Here is a 15,521-nt window from a genome sequence, read left to right on the forward strand (position 1 = left end):
TCAGTCGCGATAGCAGACCTTCTTGGCGGCAGCGACGATACGCGGGGTGTCGATCAGGGCCAGCTTCTCGAGATTGGCGGCATAGGGCAGCGGCACGTCCTCGTCGCACACGCGCGTTACCGGCGCGTCGAGATGGTCGAAACCGTCTTCCATGCAGATTGCCATGACCTCGGATGCGATCGAGCATGTCGGCCACCCCTCTTCCGCGATGACCAGACGATTGGTCTTCGCCAGCGAGGTGAGGATCGCTTCCCGGTCCAGCGGGCGCAGCGTGCGCAGATCGATCACCTCGGCATCGATGCCTTCATCCGCCAGCTCGTCCGCTGCCTCCAACGCGAGACCGACCGCGATCGAATAGGCGACGATCGTGACATCCGTTCCCTCGCGCATGATCCGCGCCTTGCCAATCGGCAGGACGTAGTCATCGAGATCGGGGACGTCGAAGCTGCGGCCATAAACGAGTTCGTTCTCGAGAAAGACGACGGGGTCTTCGCAGCGGATGGCGGCTTTCATCAGCCCCTTGGCATCGGCAGCATCGTAGGGAGCGATCACCACGAGGCCCGGCACGCTGGCGTACCACGGACCGTAATTCTGGCTGTGCTGCGCGCCGACGCGGCTGGCCGCGCCGTTCGGGCCACGGAAGACCACCGGGCAGCGCATCTGGCCGCCCGACATGTAATTGGTCTTCGCCGCCGAGTTGATGATGTGGTCGATCGCCTGCATGGCGAAATTGAACGTCATGAATTCGACGATCGGGCGCAGGCCGCCCATCGCTGCCCCGGTGCCAATGCCGGCGAACCCGTATTCGGTGATCGGCGTGTCGATGACGCGCTTGGGGCCGAATTCGTCGAGCAGGCCCTGTGTGACCTTGTAGGCACCCTGGTACTGCGCAACTTCCTCGCCCATCACGAACACGCGTTCGTCGGCACGCATTTCCTCGGCCATGCCGTCGCGCAGCGCTTCGCGCACGGTGGTGGCGGTAAATGCCGTTCCTTCGGGAACCTCGGGGTCCTTAGCATCGGTCTTGCGCGCAGGCTTGGTAATCTCCGCTTCGCTCGGATCGCGGCCGACATCCTTGCCTTCGCCCGGCGTGTCCTCGACCGCTGCGTCCTGGATGGGAGCCTCGATCTCTGATGCATCTTCGCCTTCGCCGGCGAGCATGGCGATGACTGTGCCGACCTTCACGCTTTCGGTGCCTTCATCGACCAGGATTTTCCCCAGAGTGCCTTCGTCGACGGCCTCGAACTCCATCGTGGCCTTGTCGGTTTCGATCTCGGCGATGATGTCGCCGGCGACGATCGCGTCACCTTCCGACTTGAGCCATTTGGCCAGCGTGCCTTCTTCCATCGTCGGGGACAGCGCGGGCATTTTCAGTTCGATAGCCATCGCTCAGTACTCCCCCACGAGAACATCGGTGTACAGTTCGCCGGGTTCCGGTTCGGGCGAACTCTCGGCGAAATCTGCCGCCTCGGTCACCGTCTTGCGGATATCCTTATCGATGGCCTTGAGCTCGTCCTCGGTCGAACCGTTCTCAAGCAGCACTTTCTTGATTGCCTCGATCGGATCCTTGTGTTCGCGGATATCCTGCACTTCCTCGCGCGTTCGGTACTTGGCGGGATCGGACATCGAATGCCCGCGATAGCGATAGGTGTTGCATTCCATCAGCACGGGGCCCTTGCCCTCGCGCACGTGCTTGAACGCGATTTCGGCGGCCTGCCGCACTTCGAGCACGTCCATCCCGTTCACATCCATGCCGGGAATGCGGAAAGCGGTGCCGCGGCGATGGAATTCGGTTTCCGCCGAACTGCGACCGACCGCGGTGCCCATGGCGTACTGGTTGTTCTCGACGACGAAGACGATCGGCAGCTTCCACAGCGCCGCCATGTTCATCGTCTCATAGACCTGGCCCTGGTTGGCCGCGCCATCGCCGAAATAGGCGAGGCAGAAGCCGCCATCGTCGTTATATTGATGCGCTAGCGCGAGGCCGCCGCCCAGCGAGACCTGTGCGCCGACGATGCCGTGCCCGCCGTAAAATTTGTGCTCGGTCGAGAACATGTGCATCGACCCGCCCTTGCCCTTCGAAATGCCCGCCTCGCGCCCGGTGAGTTCGGCCATGATGACCTTTGGATCGATGCCGTAGGCAAGCATGTGACCGTGATCGCGATAGCCGGTGATCACGCTGTCCTTGTCGCCGTCGAGCGCGGACTGGAGGCCGATCGCGACCGCTTCCTGGCCGATGTACAGGTGGCAGAAGCCGCCGATCAGGCCGAGCCCGTAGAGCTGGCCGGCACGTTCCTCGAACCGGCGAATGAGCAGCATCTGCTTGTAGAAGTAGAGCAGCTGTTCCTTGCTGGCCTTGAACCGCGAGTCCTGTTCGAACGCGTCCTGCAGCGAGTGGAGCGCGAACTCGCTGTCCTCTGCTGGTGACTTGGGGGCGGTTTTCTTGCTCCGGGGGCTTTGGCCAAGACTTCGGATCCTTGTTCTTCCGGGGAGGAATATCGGCTGCGCCTATAGGCACAGCCACGCGTACCGCGCAACGGCAGAGCGTGCATGCATACGAAAACCCTTACGGAACGCGGTGGTTTCCGTAAGCAGTCAGTCCTCGAGCTTGATAACCACTTCGTTGGGATGGACGACGTTGAGCTGGCTGCGCAGCAATTCGCCGACCATGTCGGGATCGGCATGGTCCGGATGCAGCAGTGCGACGCGGTTCTTCAACGCCTCGCGCTCCGCTTCCAAAGAAGCGAGCTGGGCCTCACGCTGATCGAGCACGCGCAGGTTTTCGCTCCACGCGAGCAGGCCCGAAGGCCCGGCAATGGCAAAACCGCCCATCACCAGCAAAGCCGCCAGCGCAGTGTGCTGGGTGATCTTCGCCTGCTGAATCGGGGATCGAGAGCGAGTGCGCCGCATCATTCGACAGAATCACAGTTAACCGGCTCGCGCAAGCGCATTCTTGCGCGTGGGACCGTTCGTCGCACCGGCGGAACAGCGCGTGGCGCCAGCCCCTGCCCGGCTTGACAACAACCACCCGGGACAGGTATTTAGTTTCCATTGCAACCAAACACCGTACCAGAGGATCTCAATGCCCGACCTGTTTGAAAACCCCATCGGCCTCGACGGCTTCGAATTCGTCGAATTCTGCGCCCCCGAAAAAGGCGTCATCGAACCGGTTTTCAAGGCCATGGGGTTTACCCACGTCGCATCGCACCGCTCGAAGGATGTCGATCTCTGGCGGCAGGGGCAGATCAACCTGATCCTGAACTACGAACCGCGCAGCGCGGCATGGTTCTTCGCCCGCGAGCACGGCCCCTCCGCCTGCGGCATGGGCTTCCGCGTCCGCGATGCGAAGAAGGCCTATGACGAACTGCTCCAACGCGGGGCCGAGCCTGTCGCGGTCGAAACCGGCCCGATGGAACTGCGGATCCCGGCGATCCGCGGCATAGGCGGCGCGATCGTTTACCTGGTCGATCGCTATGCCGATGACCACGGCAACGGCCTGTCAATCTACGATATCGATTTCGAGTATCTCGACGGCGTGGAGAAGTTTCCCGTCGGCGCCGGGTTCAACGTGATCGATCACCTCACGCACAACGTCTACAACGGCCGCATGAAATATTGGGCGGACTATTACGAAACGCTCTTCAATTTCCGCGAAATCCGCTTCTTCGACATCAAGGGCGAATACACCGGACTGACCTCGAAAGCGCTGACCGCGCCCGACGGCAAGATCCGCATCCCGCTCAACGAGGAAGGCGAAGGCGGCAAGGGCCAGATCGAGGAATTCCTGCGCGAATTCAATGGCGAAGGCATCCAGCACATCGCACTGATCTGTGACGATCTTCTGCAGTGCTGGGACAATCTCAAACAGCTTGGCGTGCCCTTCATGACCGCCCCGCCCGCCACCTATTACGAGATGCTTTCCGAGCGTCTGCCGGGCCACGGCGAAGACGAGAACGAACTCCAGATGCGCGGCATCCTGCTCGACGGCACGACCGAAGGCGGTCAGCCGCGCCTGCTGCTGCAGATCTTCGCCGAAGCGCAGGTCGGGCCGGTGTTCTTCGAATTCATCCAGCGCAAGGGCGACGACGGATTTGGCGAAGGCAACTTCAAGGCACTGTTCGAAAGCATGGAACGCGACCAGATCAAGCGCGGCGCGCTGACCGTCGGGGAAGCCGAAGCCGCTGCGAAGGAGCCGGCAGAATGAGCGATGTGACCGAACATCCGGTGAAACTGGGCGGCGTCCACCATGCAGCCTATCGCTGCAAGGACGCCAAGGAGACCGTCGAATGGTACGGCAAGGTGCTGGGCATGGAATACACCACCGCCTTCGCCGAGGACCACGTTCCTTCGACCGGTGAGTACGACCCCTACATGCATGTTTTCCTGGATGCCGGTAACGGCAATATCCTGGCGTTCTTCGAACTGCCCAACCAGAAGGACATGGGGCGCGATGAGAACACGCCCGCCTGGGTCCAGCACCTTGCCTTTAAGGTGGCAAGTGAGGACGAGCTTCTGGCCGCCAAGGACCACGTCGAAAGCCTCGGCATCGACGTGCTCGGCCCGACGCATCACGGCATCTTCAAGTCGATCTATTTCTTCGATCCCAACGGTCACCGCGTCGAACTGGCCGCCGATATCGGGACCGATGAACAATATGCCGAACTCAAGCGCGTGGCGCCGATGATGCTCGACGAATGGAGCGAGACCAAGACCGCGCCCCGCCATGCGGACTGGCTGCACGAACTTGCCCGGAAGGAACACCGGGTCAGCTGATCCACACCACCTAGGAACCTCACCCTTTGCGTTGCGTTGCAGCGCAAAGGGAGTTTCGCACTCGTGAATTACATCGATACGCTGCGCGAACAGCTGCAGGACATGGGCGAAGGTTTAGTGGCGAGCCTTCCCAGCATCGCGATTGCGATCTTCATCCTTTTCATTACCTGGATCCTCGCGCGCTTTGCTGCGCGTATTTCGGACATGCTGGTCGGCCGGACCGACCTGCGGGCTAGTCTCAAGACGCTGATCGACACGTTGGTCAAGCTGGGCATCTGGGTCGCGGGGATCTTCATTGCGGCTGTCGTCGTCCTGCCGGGCCTGACCGCCGCCAGCCTGCTCGCCGGGCTCGGGATCGGCGCAGTCGCCATCGGCTTCGCCTTTCAGGACGTGTTCGAGAACTTCCTCGCCGGCGTGCTCATCATGGTCCGCGAGAAGATGCGCATCGGCGATGTCATCGAGTGCGAGGGCATTTCGGGCAAGGTCGAACATATTACCCTGCGCGAAACGCATATTCGCAAGCTCTCGGGCGAACTTACAGTCGTGCCCAATTCGATCCTGTTCAAGAACCCGGTCGAAATCGTTACCGACGAAAGCCAGCGCCGCCACGAGGTCGTGGTCGGCGTTTCCTACGACACGCAGCTCGACCATGCTGCGAGCGTGATCCGGCGCGCGGTCGAAGGGGTCGACCATGTCCTCGCCAGCAAGGGGATCGACATCTTCGCGCAGGAATTCAATTCCAGCTCGGTCGATTTCCTGGTGCGCTGGTGGGCGGGATCTTCCCCGCGCGACGGTTGGGAAAGCAAGGACAAGGTTATCCGCGCAATCAAGGCGGCGCTGGACGATGCAGAGATCGAAATCCCCTTCCCCTATGTGACGCATACCTTCAAGGAAACGGTTCCGGTCAGCCACTTGGGTGACACCAGTCATCCGACGCCTTAAGGTTTCGAATCAGGACCGGATCTTCGGTCGCCCGGGAGGAGAAACCGTTGCAGATCCTGCGCACGCCCGCCGAACGCTTTGCCGGCATTCCTGACTATCCGTTTGCCGAGCACTGGTTCGAGGTCGACCTCGGCGATGGCCTTAAGGCTCGCCAGCATTACGTCGACGAGGGGCCGCGCGATGCCCCGCCCGTCCTGCTCCTCCATGGCGAGCCGAGCTGGTCGTTCCTCTATCGCAAGATGATCCCGCCGCTGGTGGAGGCTGGCTTCCGCGTGCTCGCGCCCGATCTGATCGGCTTCGGAAAAAGCGACAAGCCCGACGACATTGCGTTCTACACCTATGCCCGCCATGTCGACTGGCTCAAGCAGTGGCGCGCTGCAGTCGAACCGCGCCCGACCGCGCTGTTCTGTCAGGATTGGGGGGGACTGCTGGGGCTGCGGATGGTTGCCGACGATCCCGATCTGTTTTCCTGCGTCGTCGCCAGCAACACCTTTCTGCCCGCAGGCGGCACGCCAAGCGAAGCTTTCCTGGCCTGGCGCGAGTTTGCACGAAGTTCGCCCGATTTCAGGATCGGCGCGCTGCTCGACCGCGCCACCGCGACGCCGCGAAGCGAGGCGGAGATCGCTGCCTATGACGCGCCCTTCCCCGATGAGCCTTCGAAAGCGGGCGCCCGCGCCTTCCCGGCGCTGGTCCCTGCGGCTGACGGGATGCCGGGGGTCGAGGAAAACAAGCGAGCCTGGCCCGTGCTCGCCGCTTACGACAAGCCGTTCCTGACCCTTTTCGGCGAAGACGATCCCATCACACGCGGCGCTGAGAAGCATTTGATCGAACGAATTGCGGGCGCTGCGGGGCAACCGCACCGGACGCTGGGCACCTGCGGGCACTTCTGCCAGGAAGACCAGCCCGGTGTTCTCGCGCAAGGCGTCATCGCGATGGCGCGCAAGGCGGGTCACCTCGGTTGAACCATACGGCACGACTGACGGCCGCGCAGGAAACCTCGCTCGCGATCGCCGCGGCGGTGGTGACGGCGAACGCCTATTACATCCATCCGATCATCGCGCTGGTTGCCGACCACTTCGGGGTCAGCCACGCACGGATCGGACTGGTCCCGGCGCTCAACCAACTCGCTCTGGCTGTCGGCATCTTCCTGCTTTTGCCGCTGGGCGACAGGTTTTCCAACCGCCGCCTTACCATCGCCTTTGCCACCGGACAGACGGTATCGCTGACGTTCATGACGTTCGCACAGGGCTTTACGCTTTTCGTGCTCGGATCGACGCTGCTGGGGTTCTTCACGATCGCCCCATACTTGCTGCCCGCATATGCTTCCAAACGCGTGGCTCCCGAACGGTTGGGACAGGTCACCGCCAAGCTGACTGCGGGCGTCATCCTGGGCATTCTCGTCGCCCGGGTGGGCGCGGGCGTCGTCGCCGAGCATTTTGGCTGGCGCGCGGTCTATTGGGCCGCGACCGGGTTGATGCTTGCAGTCACCCTCGCCCTGCCTCGACTGATGGAAGGCGGCGAGCGGCCGGCCAGCGGAAGGCAGTCCTATACCGGGCTCATCCTCTCGGTGTTTCCGCTGCTATCGCGCCACCGCGAAATCCTCATTGCCGGCGCCATTCAGGGCTTGAACTTCGCACAATTCATCGCGCTCTGGCTCGGGTTGGCGCTTTATCTCACCTCACCGCAGATGGGGTATGGCACCGACACGGTCGGCTACCTTGCAGGCTTGGCGGCGGTAAGCATCGCCTCCACGCCATGGCTAGGCCGCTGGTCCGATGCGATCGGCCCGCGCACTGCGCGAATGGTGTTCGCCTCGATACAGCTCGTCGGGATCCTGCTGCTGTGGCCGCTGGGCGGGACGCTGTGGGGGTTGCTGGTGCCGCTGTTCATCGCCAATCTCGTCGGGCCGGGAATCGACGTCACCGGCCGGATGACCTTCCTCTCGCTCGATCCCGCGATCCGCACCCGGCTGACCACGATCTATGTCGTGATCATGTTCATCGGCGGCGGAATCGGCAGCTATGCCGGGACGCTGGCCTATGACATCCACGGCTGGGCCGGGACCTGCGCGCTGCTGGCGGGATGTTCGCTCGCTCTGACTGCGCTGTCCTTCGCAGCGCGGCGGTATGGCCGCTGACGCTCAGACCGCGGAGCTGAACTGCCGAGCGCTCGGCTGCCGATACGCATCGAACGCGGCGGCGATCGTTCGCGCATAGGGGAGCCCTTCCGGACAGATGGTAAGCCGTTGCCCGTCGATCGACGCCAACCCTCGTTCTAGAAACGGGCGGAGCGTCTCGTTCGCTTCCCGCATGAGGCACGCCCCTAACTGCGCGCGGCCCTGGCACAGCAGCCGTTCGATCACCGCTGCGCGGTAACGGTCGTCGGGATTGCGGACGATGCCGCGACCGGCCGGCAGGTGTCCCTGCGAGCTGAGCATGCGATAGCGGCCACTGTTCTTCTCGTTTTGCGCGAGCAATTGCGGGAAGCTGCTGATTGCCGACGCGCCCAGCCCGATCAGGATGTCGCTGGGATCGTCGGTGAACCCCTGGAAGTTGCGCCGCAACGTCCCGTCCAGCGCCGCACGGGCGAGCGGGTCTCCCCCGGCTTGGCGAAATGGTCGAAGCCGATCGGCGTGTAGCCATGCGTGGCGAAATAGGCGTATCCCATCTGGGCCATGGCAAAGCGTTCGCGCTGGTCTGGCAGGTTGCTGCCATCGATCACCCGCTGCCGCGGTACCATGTGCGGCACATGAGCATAGCCGAACAGCGCGACCCGGTCGGCGCCGAGCACACGGGTGCGCTGCAAACTGTCTTCCAGGTCATGCATCGTCTGGCCCGGCAGACCGTACATCAGATCGAAATTGAGCGACGTCACCCCTGCCCCTCGCAGCCAGTCGACGGTCTGGACGATGCAATCCTCCGATTGCACGCGGCCAATCGCCTCCTGACACTGGGCCGAGAAGGTCTGTACGCCGAGGCTGGCGCGTTCGATACCGACCTGCCCGATCACATCGGCCCATTCCCGCGTCATGGTCCGCGGGTCGAGCTCGATCGAGAAAGTCGGATTGGATACATGAAGGTTTGCAAGCAGGCGGTCGACCAATCGCTGGAAATCGTCAGGCTCGATGGCATTCGGGCTGCCCCCACCGAAGGCGACCCGCGCGATCCGGGCAGAGTCCGGCAGCAGCTCAGCGACCAGCTCGATCTCGCGGTGGAGGGCGGTCAGATAGGTCTCGAGCCGCTGACGCCGGCCCGATGCAGCCGTGTTGCATCCACAATAGAAGCATATCCTCTCGCAAAACGGGATGTGGACGTAGAGCGAGATATCGCCTCCGGCCCCGCCCAGAGCTTGCCGATAGAGGCCGGTGTCGATGTCGCCGAATTCGGCGGCGGTGGGATAGCTCGTGTAACGCGGCACGGGCCTGGCGAGCAGATCGGGGTAGTATGTCCACATGCGGGCCTGCTTGAAGGCGCGCACCACGCGCGTCATTGCGCCAGATCAAATCTCTTGCGACATGAACCTGCGTGGCACGCCTTCACGGCGCAGGGCTCCTCACGCGCCGGGTTGCGATCGACGGGAATTTCCACCGATCCGCCGTTGCACAGATCGGCGGTGATGGTCCGTGCGGGCTGCGGCAGCGGACCGACCGCCAGTGGCAGCAACACGAGGATGCCCGGAAGCACGGATCCGGTCATCGCTCGTCCTCCTCATCGTCGATCAGGATACGCTGCGCAGCGCCATCGAGATCCTCGAACTGGCCCCGCTTCATGGCCCAGAAGAACGCGGCGAGACCGAGCATCCCAAGACCCAGCGCAATCGGGATCAGGAAGGCGAGGCCGCTCATTGCGCCGCCCTGGCAAGCCTGAGCGAATTGCCTACCACGACGAGCGAGCTGAGCGACATCGCCACCGCTGCGATCAAGGGCGTTACAAGACCGGCCAGCGCCAGTGGCACGGCAAAGACATTGTAGACGATCGCGAAAGTGAAGTTCTGGCGCACGATCCGCATGGTCCGACGGGCGACCCGTACCGCCAGCACGACGGGACGCAGCGACCGGCCGAGGAAGACCGCATCGGCTGCCTGCTGGCTCACATCGCTGGCGCTGCCCGGCGCTATCGAAGCATGCGCCGCGGCCAGCGCCGGGCCGTCATTGATGCCATCCCCCACCATGAGCGGGAGATGCCCGGCCGATTTGAGTTTTTCGATATGTGCAAGCTTGGCGTCGGGGTGAAGTTCGGCCTTCCACTCGAGCCCCAGGTCGCCGGCGACCGCGCTCACCGGCCCCGCCCTGTCACCCGAGACCACCGTACTTTCAATGCCCGCAGCGGCAAGCTCGTCCAATGTCGCTTGGGCATCGTGCCGAACGGGGTCGTCGAACGCGATATTCGTGACCTCGTCGCCGATGCGCAGTCCGGTAGCGATACGGAACCCGTCGGTATCGGGGCGGGTGAGCGCGACTGCGATATCGCCGAAGACAGCGGAGACACCGTTGCCGCCCGTTTCTTGCACACTCGACAAGTCGACGGGTTGCACGCCGCGCCCTTCGAGCGCGCGGGTGATGCTCTTGCTCAGCGGATGGCGGCTGGTGCGGGCAAGTGCCAGGGCGATCGCTGCCTGCCGGTCGGTAAGATGGCCCAACTCGGGCACCGGCTCGCCCACGGTCAGCGTGCCCGTCTTGTCGAACAGCGCGGTATCGATTTCGGCAAGCCGTTCTAGCGCGCTGCCATCCTTGACCAGCAGGCCGTTCCTGGCGAGTGCCCCTGACGCCACGACCTGCGCTGCCGGAACCGCGAGCCCCATTGCGCACGGGCAGGTGATGATCAGCACCGCAATCGCGATCACCAGCGACTGGTACCAACCCGCCCCGGCGATCATCCACCCGGCAAAGGCCAGCAGCGCGAGCGAGTGCACCGCCGGGGCGTAAAGCCGGGATGCGCGATCCGCAATGCGGACATAGTGGCTGCGTGATTGGCCCGCCTCGTCCATGAGCCGCGCGATCCCCGCGAGCGCCGTATCCGAAGCGGCCTCTGTCACCCGCACGCGCACTGCATTCCCAAGATTGATCGCCCCGGCATAAACCGTATCGCCGACCCGTGCCGCCTGCGGTGCGCTTTCCCCGGTCAGCATGGCATTGTCGAGCGTCGTCTCGCCTTCCTCTATCACGCCATCGGCTGCGAGCGCCTCGCCCGCCGCAACGATCATCAGCATGCCCCGCTCGAGATCCTCCGCAGCGACGGTGCGATGCGCCCCGCTTTCATCGAGGACCATCGCGCTGCGACCCATCCGCGATAGCAGGGCTCCGATTCCTGCGCGCGTCCGGTTGCGCATCGTCGCGTCGAGCGCGCGCCCGGCAAGCAGGAAGAACAGCAGCATGACCGCGCTGTCGAAATAGGCATGGCCCGTGCCCGCGATGGTCTCGTAGAGGCTCAAGCCCGTCGCCAGCAGGACCCCGATGGAGATCGGCACGTCCATGTTGGTGCGTCGGTGGCGCAGTGCCATTGCAGCGCTCGCGAAGAAGGGCCGGCCGGCATAGGCCACCACCGGCAGGGCAATCATCGCCGACAGCCAGTGGAACAGGTCGCGCGTAACCCCTTCCGCGCCCGACCATACGCTGACCGAAAGCAGCATGATGTTCATCATGCCGAAGCCGGCCACGGCGAGCGCCCGCATCAGCGCCGCCGATTCGCGGTCGTCGCGCGCCATCGGATTGTCGGCCACGGACTGGGCCTCGAACCCGATGGCGGCGATCGCTTCGACCAGGTCATCCTCACCCAGTCGCGCGTGATGGCGGACGGCGACACGCTTGGCGGAGAAGTTCACCCGCGCCGCGTCGACACCTTCGAGCTTCACCAGCCCGCGCTCGATCTTCGATATGCACCCGGCGCAGCGCATGCCCGGCACGGTGAACCGGCTGTCGCGCAAGTGCATGCTACCCTGCGTGTCGAGTGCAAGCGGGGCGTTCATTGCACTTCCGCTTCATCCATCCAGCGCTGGTCACCGACGGCGATGGTAACGCGCGCGATCCAGCGGCCCGCGGGCAGGGTTTCGGCCGAGAGATAGCTGCCCGCCCCTGCCTGCTCCAGCTGCAAGGACATGTCCTGCGGCCGGCCGAGCGGTCGCCGCAAATCGGCGGAGACGCGTGCCGCCGCCGGCACACCCTGCGTCGTTACCATCAGCCTGCCGTCCGCGGCGCGAGCCATCTGCGCAGCATAGCCAAGCTTGCGGCCCTCGCGCGCCTCGTCGAGCCAGCCGTTGAACTTCTGGCTCGCGACATAGGAGTTCTCGACCACCACGCCGCCGAAACCGCCGATCGCAAGCGAGGCCATGTAGAAATTCACCGCAACCACGACCCCGAAACCGGCGACCATGACCATGGCCATGTCCCGTCCTGTGAATTCACGGCGCATCATTCATCCTCCGGTGCATCGAAGCGCGTTTCCACCACATCCGTTTCACGTTGCTCGTCGAGCGAGGTGACGCGGAATTCGAATTGCTGCGGTGCGGTGCCGACCGGCACGGCGACATAGGCGCGCACTGCCCGTACGAGATCGGCCGGCACTGTAACCCGCTGCGTGGCTGAGGCCTCGTCGCGGTTGATCGTGTCGGTCCACATGAGAGCGCCGGCCAGGCCCTCGACCGCGATCTCCATGGCGCGCGGGCGGCTTTCCATGTTGCGGATCTTGAGCGTGTAGGAATTGCGCACCGACCCGTCCGACATGAGCATGAAGGGCGGGTTGCGATCGGGGGCGACGGTCAGTTCGGTATGACTGCGCGTACCCAGCGCGAACAGCAGCGCTCCGCCGATCCCAGCCCAGATCATCGTATAGGCGATCGTGCGCGGCCGCAGCAGCGTGCGCCAGGGCGATTTCACGGCTTCGCCGGCTGCCTCGCGCTCGCAATCTTCGAGCGTCGCATAATCGATCAGACCCCGCGGGCGTCCGATATCGTCCATGACCCGGTCGCAGGCATCGATGCACAGCCCGCAAGTGATGCAGCCGATCTGCGGTCCTTCGCGGATATCGATCCCCGTCGGGCACACTTGCACGCACTGGGTGCAATCGATGCAGTCGCCGAACCGGTCGGGGTTCTTCGCTGCCTTCTTGACGCTTCCGCGCGGCTCGCCGCGCCAGTCCTTGTAGGTCACCAGCAGCGATTTTTCGTCCATCATCGCCGTCTGGATGCGCGGCCAGGGGCACATGTAGATGCACACCTGTTCGCGCATGAAGCCGCCCAGCGTGACCGTAGTCAGTGTCAGCACCGCGACCGTTATGTAGGCAACCGATGCCGCCTCGCCGCGCCAGAAATCCTGGACCAGCGTGGGCGCATCGGCGAAATACATGATCCACGCGCCACCGGTCCAGAACCCGATGAACAGGTAAATGCTCCACTTGAAGGCGCGGCGCGCCACCTTGCCCCAGGTCCACGGTGCCGCGTCGAGCCGGATGCGCGCATTGCGATCGCCGTCGACGAAGCGGTCGACGTGCTGGAACAGGTCCGTCCACACTGTCTGCGGGCAGGCATAGCCGCACCATGCGCGCCCCACGGCGCTGGTCACGAGAAACAGGCCGATCCCCGCCATGATCAGCAGCCCGGCCACGAAGTAGAATTCGTGCGGCCAGATCTCGATGCTGAACATGTAGAAGCGGCGATTGGCGAGATCCACCAGCACGGCCTGGTCGGGCGCGTAGGGGCCGCGGTCCCAGCGGATCCACGGCGTTACATAGTAGATCCCCAGGGTGACCAGCATCACCAGCCATTTGAACCGGCGGAAAGGCCCGTCGATCCGCTTGTTGTGCACAGCCTTGCGCGGCTCGTAGAGCCGTTCGGGCAAGTGCTCTCGCACGGGTTCGTGCGGTTCGTGGCGACGCGTCGTCGCCGCAGGATCGGCAATCGCACTCGAGACCGGCTGGTTGCTCTTGGCGATGCCGTCCTCGACGACTACCGACCAGTCGCGTTCACCCGGTGGCTTGTTGTCTTCAGGGTTGTTCATCGACCGCTACCTCGGGATCCTCGGCAACTTCCACGAAGTCTTCGCCTCCCCCGAGCGAGTGTACATAGGCCGCCAACATCTTCAGCGTCACCGGATCGAGCCGGCCCTCCCACTTGGGCATCATGCCCATACGCGGATTTAGGATCTGCTGCTTGATCGCCTCGCGGCTGCTGCCCCGCAGCCAGATCGCGTCGTTGAGCGTGGGTGCGCCCTGCGCCCGGTCCCCTTCCCCGCGGATGCCGTGGCAGGCAGCGCAATTGTCGGCATAGATCTGTGCACCCACCGGATTGCTCTCGGCCTTGCCGCTGAAGGCGAGAACGTGATCGGTCAGGGCATTGAGCTGGTCGGTATCGAACGCGCCCGCGAAGGGCGGCATGACGCTGCTGCGGGTCTCGTCGTCGCCAGCCTGGCGAATGCCATGCGCAAGCGTGTATTCGATCGCCTTGAGATCGCCGCCCCATAGCCAGTCGTCGTCATTGAGGTTGGGATAGCCAAGTTCCTGGCTGCCCGCCGCGCCCGAACCATGACACTGCACGCAATTGACGCGGAACGCAGCTGCGCCACCGGCAACCGCCTGCTGCATCAGCGGGCCGTCTTCGGGCAGGCGTTCGATCGGAATGCGGGCCAGCTGCTCGCGCACGGTAGCGCGGGCCTGGTCGGCAGCGCTCATTTCCTCTGCCAGTTCCCCCCGGCTCGACCAGCCCAGCACGCCCTCGGTCGCCCGGTCGATCATCGGCCAGGCTGGATAGGCAATCACATAGCCCACCGCGAAGGCAATCGTCAGATAAAAGGTCCACAGCCACCAGCGCGGCAGCGGCGTATCGAGTTCCTCGATGCCATCCCATTCATGGCCGACGGTGGGCGTGCCGGTCGGTTGGTCGATGCGCTTATTCGCCATCGGCTTTTCCTTCGAAGATCAGGTTTGCAGCGTCGCGGTTGCGTTCTTTCGCGCCGGGTCGGAACGGCCAGGCGCACAGCCCGACGAACAGCGCCAGCATCAGCACCAGCGCATAGCTGTCGGCGAAGTGGCGCAGGGTTTCGTAGATGCTCATCGGCCCTTCTCCTCGGCCAGTTCCTCGAGCGGTGCGGCGCTGTCGAAATCGACGAGCGTGCCAAGCATCTGCAGATAGGCGATGAGCGCATCCATCTCGGTCAGCTTGTCGGGATTGCCATCGAAATCGCGGATCTGCGCCTTGGGATAGCGCGCCGCGAGATCGCCGGGATCGCGATCGGGATCCGCCTGCGCGAGCATATCGGCCTCGGCATTCGCGAGGTCTTCCTCGGTATAGGGCACGCCCACCCGCATGAGCGCGACCATGGTCGCTTCGGGATCGCCGATTTCGAGTTCGGTCTCCTTGAGGAAGCCGTATTGCGGCATGACGCTTTCGGGCACCACGCTTTGCGGGTCCTCGAGGTGCTGGACGTGCCATTCGTCGGAATAGCGGCCACCCACGCGCGCGAGGTCGGGTCCGGTGCGCTTGGAGCCCCACTGGAACGGATGGTCGTACATGCTTTCGGCAGCGAGGCTGTAGTGGCCGTAGCGCTCCACCTCGTCACGGAACGGGCGGACCATCTGGCTATGGCACACGTAGCAACCCTCGCGGATGTAGATGTCGCGCCCTGCCTGTTCGAGCGGGGTGTACGGGCGCACGCCCTCGACCTCCTCAATGGTATTGTCGAGATAGAACAAAGGCGTGATCTGGACGAGACCGCCAATGGCGACGGTCACGAAAGTGCCGATGGCCAGCAGGGTGATGTTGCGCTCGAGCCGCTTGTGGCCCTTGACGGTTTCTTCGACGACGGGATCGGTCATGGC

Annotated in this window: 16 protein-coding genes and 1 pseudogene; 5 read left to right on the top strand and 12 right to left on the bottom strand. The window is 64.0% G+C overall.

Features of this window, described 5'->3' with window-relative positions:
* The 3 genes from WKH79_RS04005 to WKH79_RS04015 all read right to left on the bottom strand — a co-directional run bounded on the left by WKH79_RS04005 (position 1) and on the right by WKH79_RS04015 (position 2,910).
* Positions 1–1,386 (bottom strand): pyruvate dehydrogenase complex E1 component subunit beta, encoded by a 1,386-nt coding sequence (locus WKH79_RS04005; RefSeq protein WP_341859683.1) that lies wholly within the window; start codon positions 1,384–1,386, stop codon positions 1–3.
* A 3-nt stretch (positions 1,387–1,389) separates the two neighbouring features.
* Positions 1,390–2,475, bottom strand: a complete 1,086-nt coding sequence (pdhA, locus tag WKH79_RS04010) for a pyruvate dehydrogenase (acetyl-transferring) E1 component subunit alpha (RefSeq protein ID WP_341860089.1) — start codon at positions 2,473–2,475, stop codon at positions 1,390–1,392.
* 120 nt (positions 2,476–2,595) lie between these two features.
* Positions 2,596–2,910, bottom strand: coding sequence for a septum formation initiator family protein (locus WKH79_RS04015; RefSeq protein ID WP_063506919.1), 315 nt, complete (start codon positions 2,908–2,910; stop codon positions 2,596–2,598).
* Positions 2,911–3,082: 172 nt separating this feature from the next.
* Between WKH79_RS04015 and hppD the strand changes: the two genes are divergently transcribed.
* From hppD to WKH79_RS04040, 5 genes are all read left to right on the top strand, one after another.
* Positions 3,083–4,204 carry a 4-hydroxyphenylpyruvate dioxygenase gene (hppD, locus tag WKH79_RS04020; protein WP_050601282.1) on the top strand — a complete coding sequence of 374 codons (1,122 nt, stop codon included), beginning with the start codon at positions 3,083–3,085 and terminating at the stop codon, positions 4,202–4,204.
* The gene (locus WKH79_RS04025) at positions 4,201–4,773 is read left to right on the top strand and encodes a VOC family protein (protein ID WP_341859684.1); all 573 of its coding nucleotides are present in this window, start codon (positions 4,201–4,203) and stop codon (positions 4,771–4,773) included. The genes hppD and WKH79_RS04025 overlap by 4 nt, the downstream gene beginning before the upstream one ends.
* 63 nt (positions 4,774–4,836) lie before the next feature.
* Positions 4,837–5,715, top strand: coding sequence for a mechanosensitive ion channel family protein (locus WKH79_RS04030; protein ID WP_341859685.1), 879 nt, complete (start codon positions 4,837–4,839; stop codon positions 5,713–5,715).
* A gap of 47 nt (positions 5,716–5,762) precedes the next feature.
* On the top strand, positions 5,763–6,677 hold the full coding sequence (locus WKH79_RS04035) for a haloalkane dehalogenase (RefSeq protein WP_341859686.1): 915 nt from the start codon (positions 5,763–5,765) through the stop codon (positions 6,675–6,677).
* Positions 6,674–7,852, top strand: a complete 1,179-nt coding sequence (locus WKH79_RS04040) for an MFS transporter (RefSeq protein ID WP_341859687.1) — start codon at positions 6,674–6,676, stop codon at positions 7,850–7,852. Before WKH79_RS04035 ends, WKH79_RS04040 begins: the two co-directional genes overlap by 4 nt.
* Positions 7,853–7,855: 3 nt before the next feature.
* Here WKH79_RS04040 and hemN read toward each other — a convergent pair.
* The 9 genes and pseudogenes from hemN to ccoO all read right to left on the bottom strand — a co-directional run bounded on the left by hemN (position 7,856) and on the right by ccoO (position 15,518).
* Positions 7,856–9,168, bottom strand: a pseudogene (gene hemN, locus WKH79_RS04045) (oxygen-independent coproporphyrinogen III oxidase).
* 32 nt (positions 9,169–9,200) lie between these two features.
* Positions 9,201–9,410, bottom strand: a complete 210-nt coding sequence (locus WKH79_RS04050; RefSeq protein ID WP_063510498.1) for a hypothetical protein — start codon at positions 9,408–9,410, stop codon at positions 9,201–9,203.
* The gene (gene ccoS, locus WKH79_RS04055; protein ID WP_050601277.1) at positions 9,407–9,559 is read right to left on the bottom strand and encodes a cbb3-type cytochrome oxidase assembly protein CcoS; all 153 of its coding nucleotides are present in this window, start codon (positions 9,557–9,559) and stop codon (positions 9,407–9,409) included. The genes WKH79_RS04050 and ccoS overlap by 4 nt, the downstream gene beginning before the upstream one ends.
* The gene (locus WKH79_RS04060; protein WP_341859688.1) at positions 9,556–11,679 is read right to left on the bottom strand and encodes a heavy metal translocating P-type ATPase; all 2,124 of its coding nucleotides are present in this window, start codon (positions 11,677–11,679) and stop codon (positions 9,556–9,558) included. The genes ccoS and WKH79_RS04060 overlap by 4 nt, the downstream gene beginning before the upstream one ends.
* The gene (locus tag WKH79_RS04065; RefSeq protein WP_050601352.1) at positions 11,676–12,122 is read right to left on the bottom strand and encodes a FixH family protein; all 447 of its coding nucleotides are present in this window, start codon (positions 12,120–12,122) and stop codon (positions 11,676–11,678) included. The genes WKH79_RS04060 and WKH79_RS04065 overlap by 4 nt, the downstream gene beginning before the upstream one ends.
* Positions 12,122–13,705 carry a cytochrome c oxidase accessory protein CcoG gene (gene ccoG / locus WKH79_RS04070; protein WP_341859689.1) on the bottom strand — a complete coding sequence of 528 codons (1,584 nt, stop codon included), beginning with the start codon at positions 13,703–13,705 and terminating at the stop codon, positions 12,122–12,124. The genes WKH79_RS04065 and ccoG overlap by 1 nt, the downstream gene beginning before the upstream one ends.
* Complete coding sequence (gene ccoP, locus WKH79_RS04075) at positions 13,692–14,603, bottom strand: cytochrome-c oxidase, cbb3-type subunit III (protein WP_063507160.1); 912 nt, start codon at positions 14,601–14,603, stop codon at positions 13,692–13,694. The genes ccoG and ccoP overlap by 14 nt, the downstream gene beginning before the upstream one ends.
* On the bottom strand, positions 14,593–14,757 hold the full coding sequence (locus tag WKH79_RS04080; protein ID WP_063507159.1) for a CcoQ/FixQ family Cbb3-type cytochrome c oxidase assembly chaperone: 165 nt from the start codon (positions 14,755–14,757) through the stop codon (positions 14,593–14,595). Before WKH79_RS04080 ends, ccoP begins: the two co-directional genes overlap by 11 nt.
* Complete coding sequence (ccoO, locus tag WKH79_RS04085) at positions 14,754–15,518, bottom strand: cytochrome-c oxidase, cbb3-type subunit II (protein ID WP_050601273.1); 765 nt, start codon at positions 15,516–15,518, stop codon at positions 14,754–14,756. The genes WKH79_RS04080 and ccoO overlap by 4 nt, the downstream gene beginning before the upstream one ends.
* Positions 15,519–15,521 lie beyond the last annotated feature (3 nt).

The organism is Qipengyuania sp. GPGPB31 (assembly GCF_038396345.1).
GTDB classification, from domain to species: Bacteria; Pseudomonadota; Alphaproteobacteria; order Sphingomonadales; family Sphingomonadaceae; genus Qipengyuania; species Qipengyuania citrea.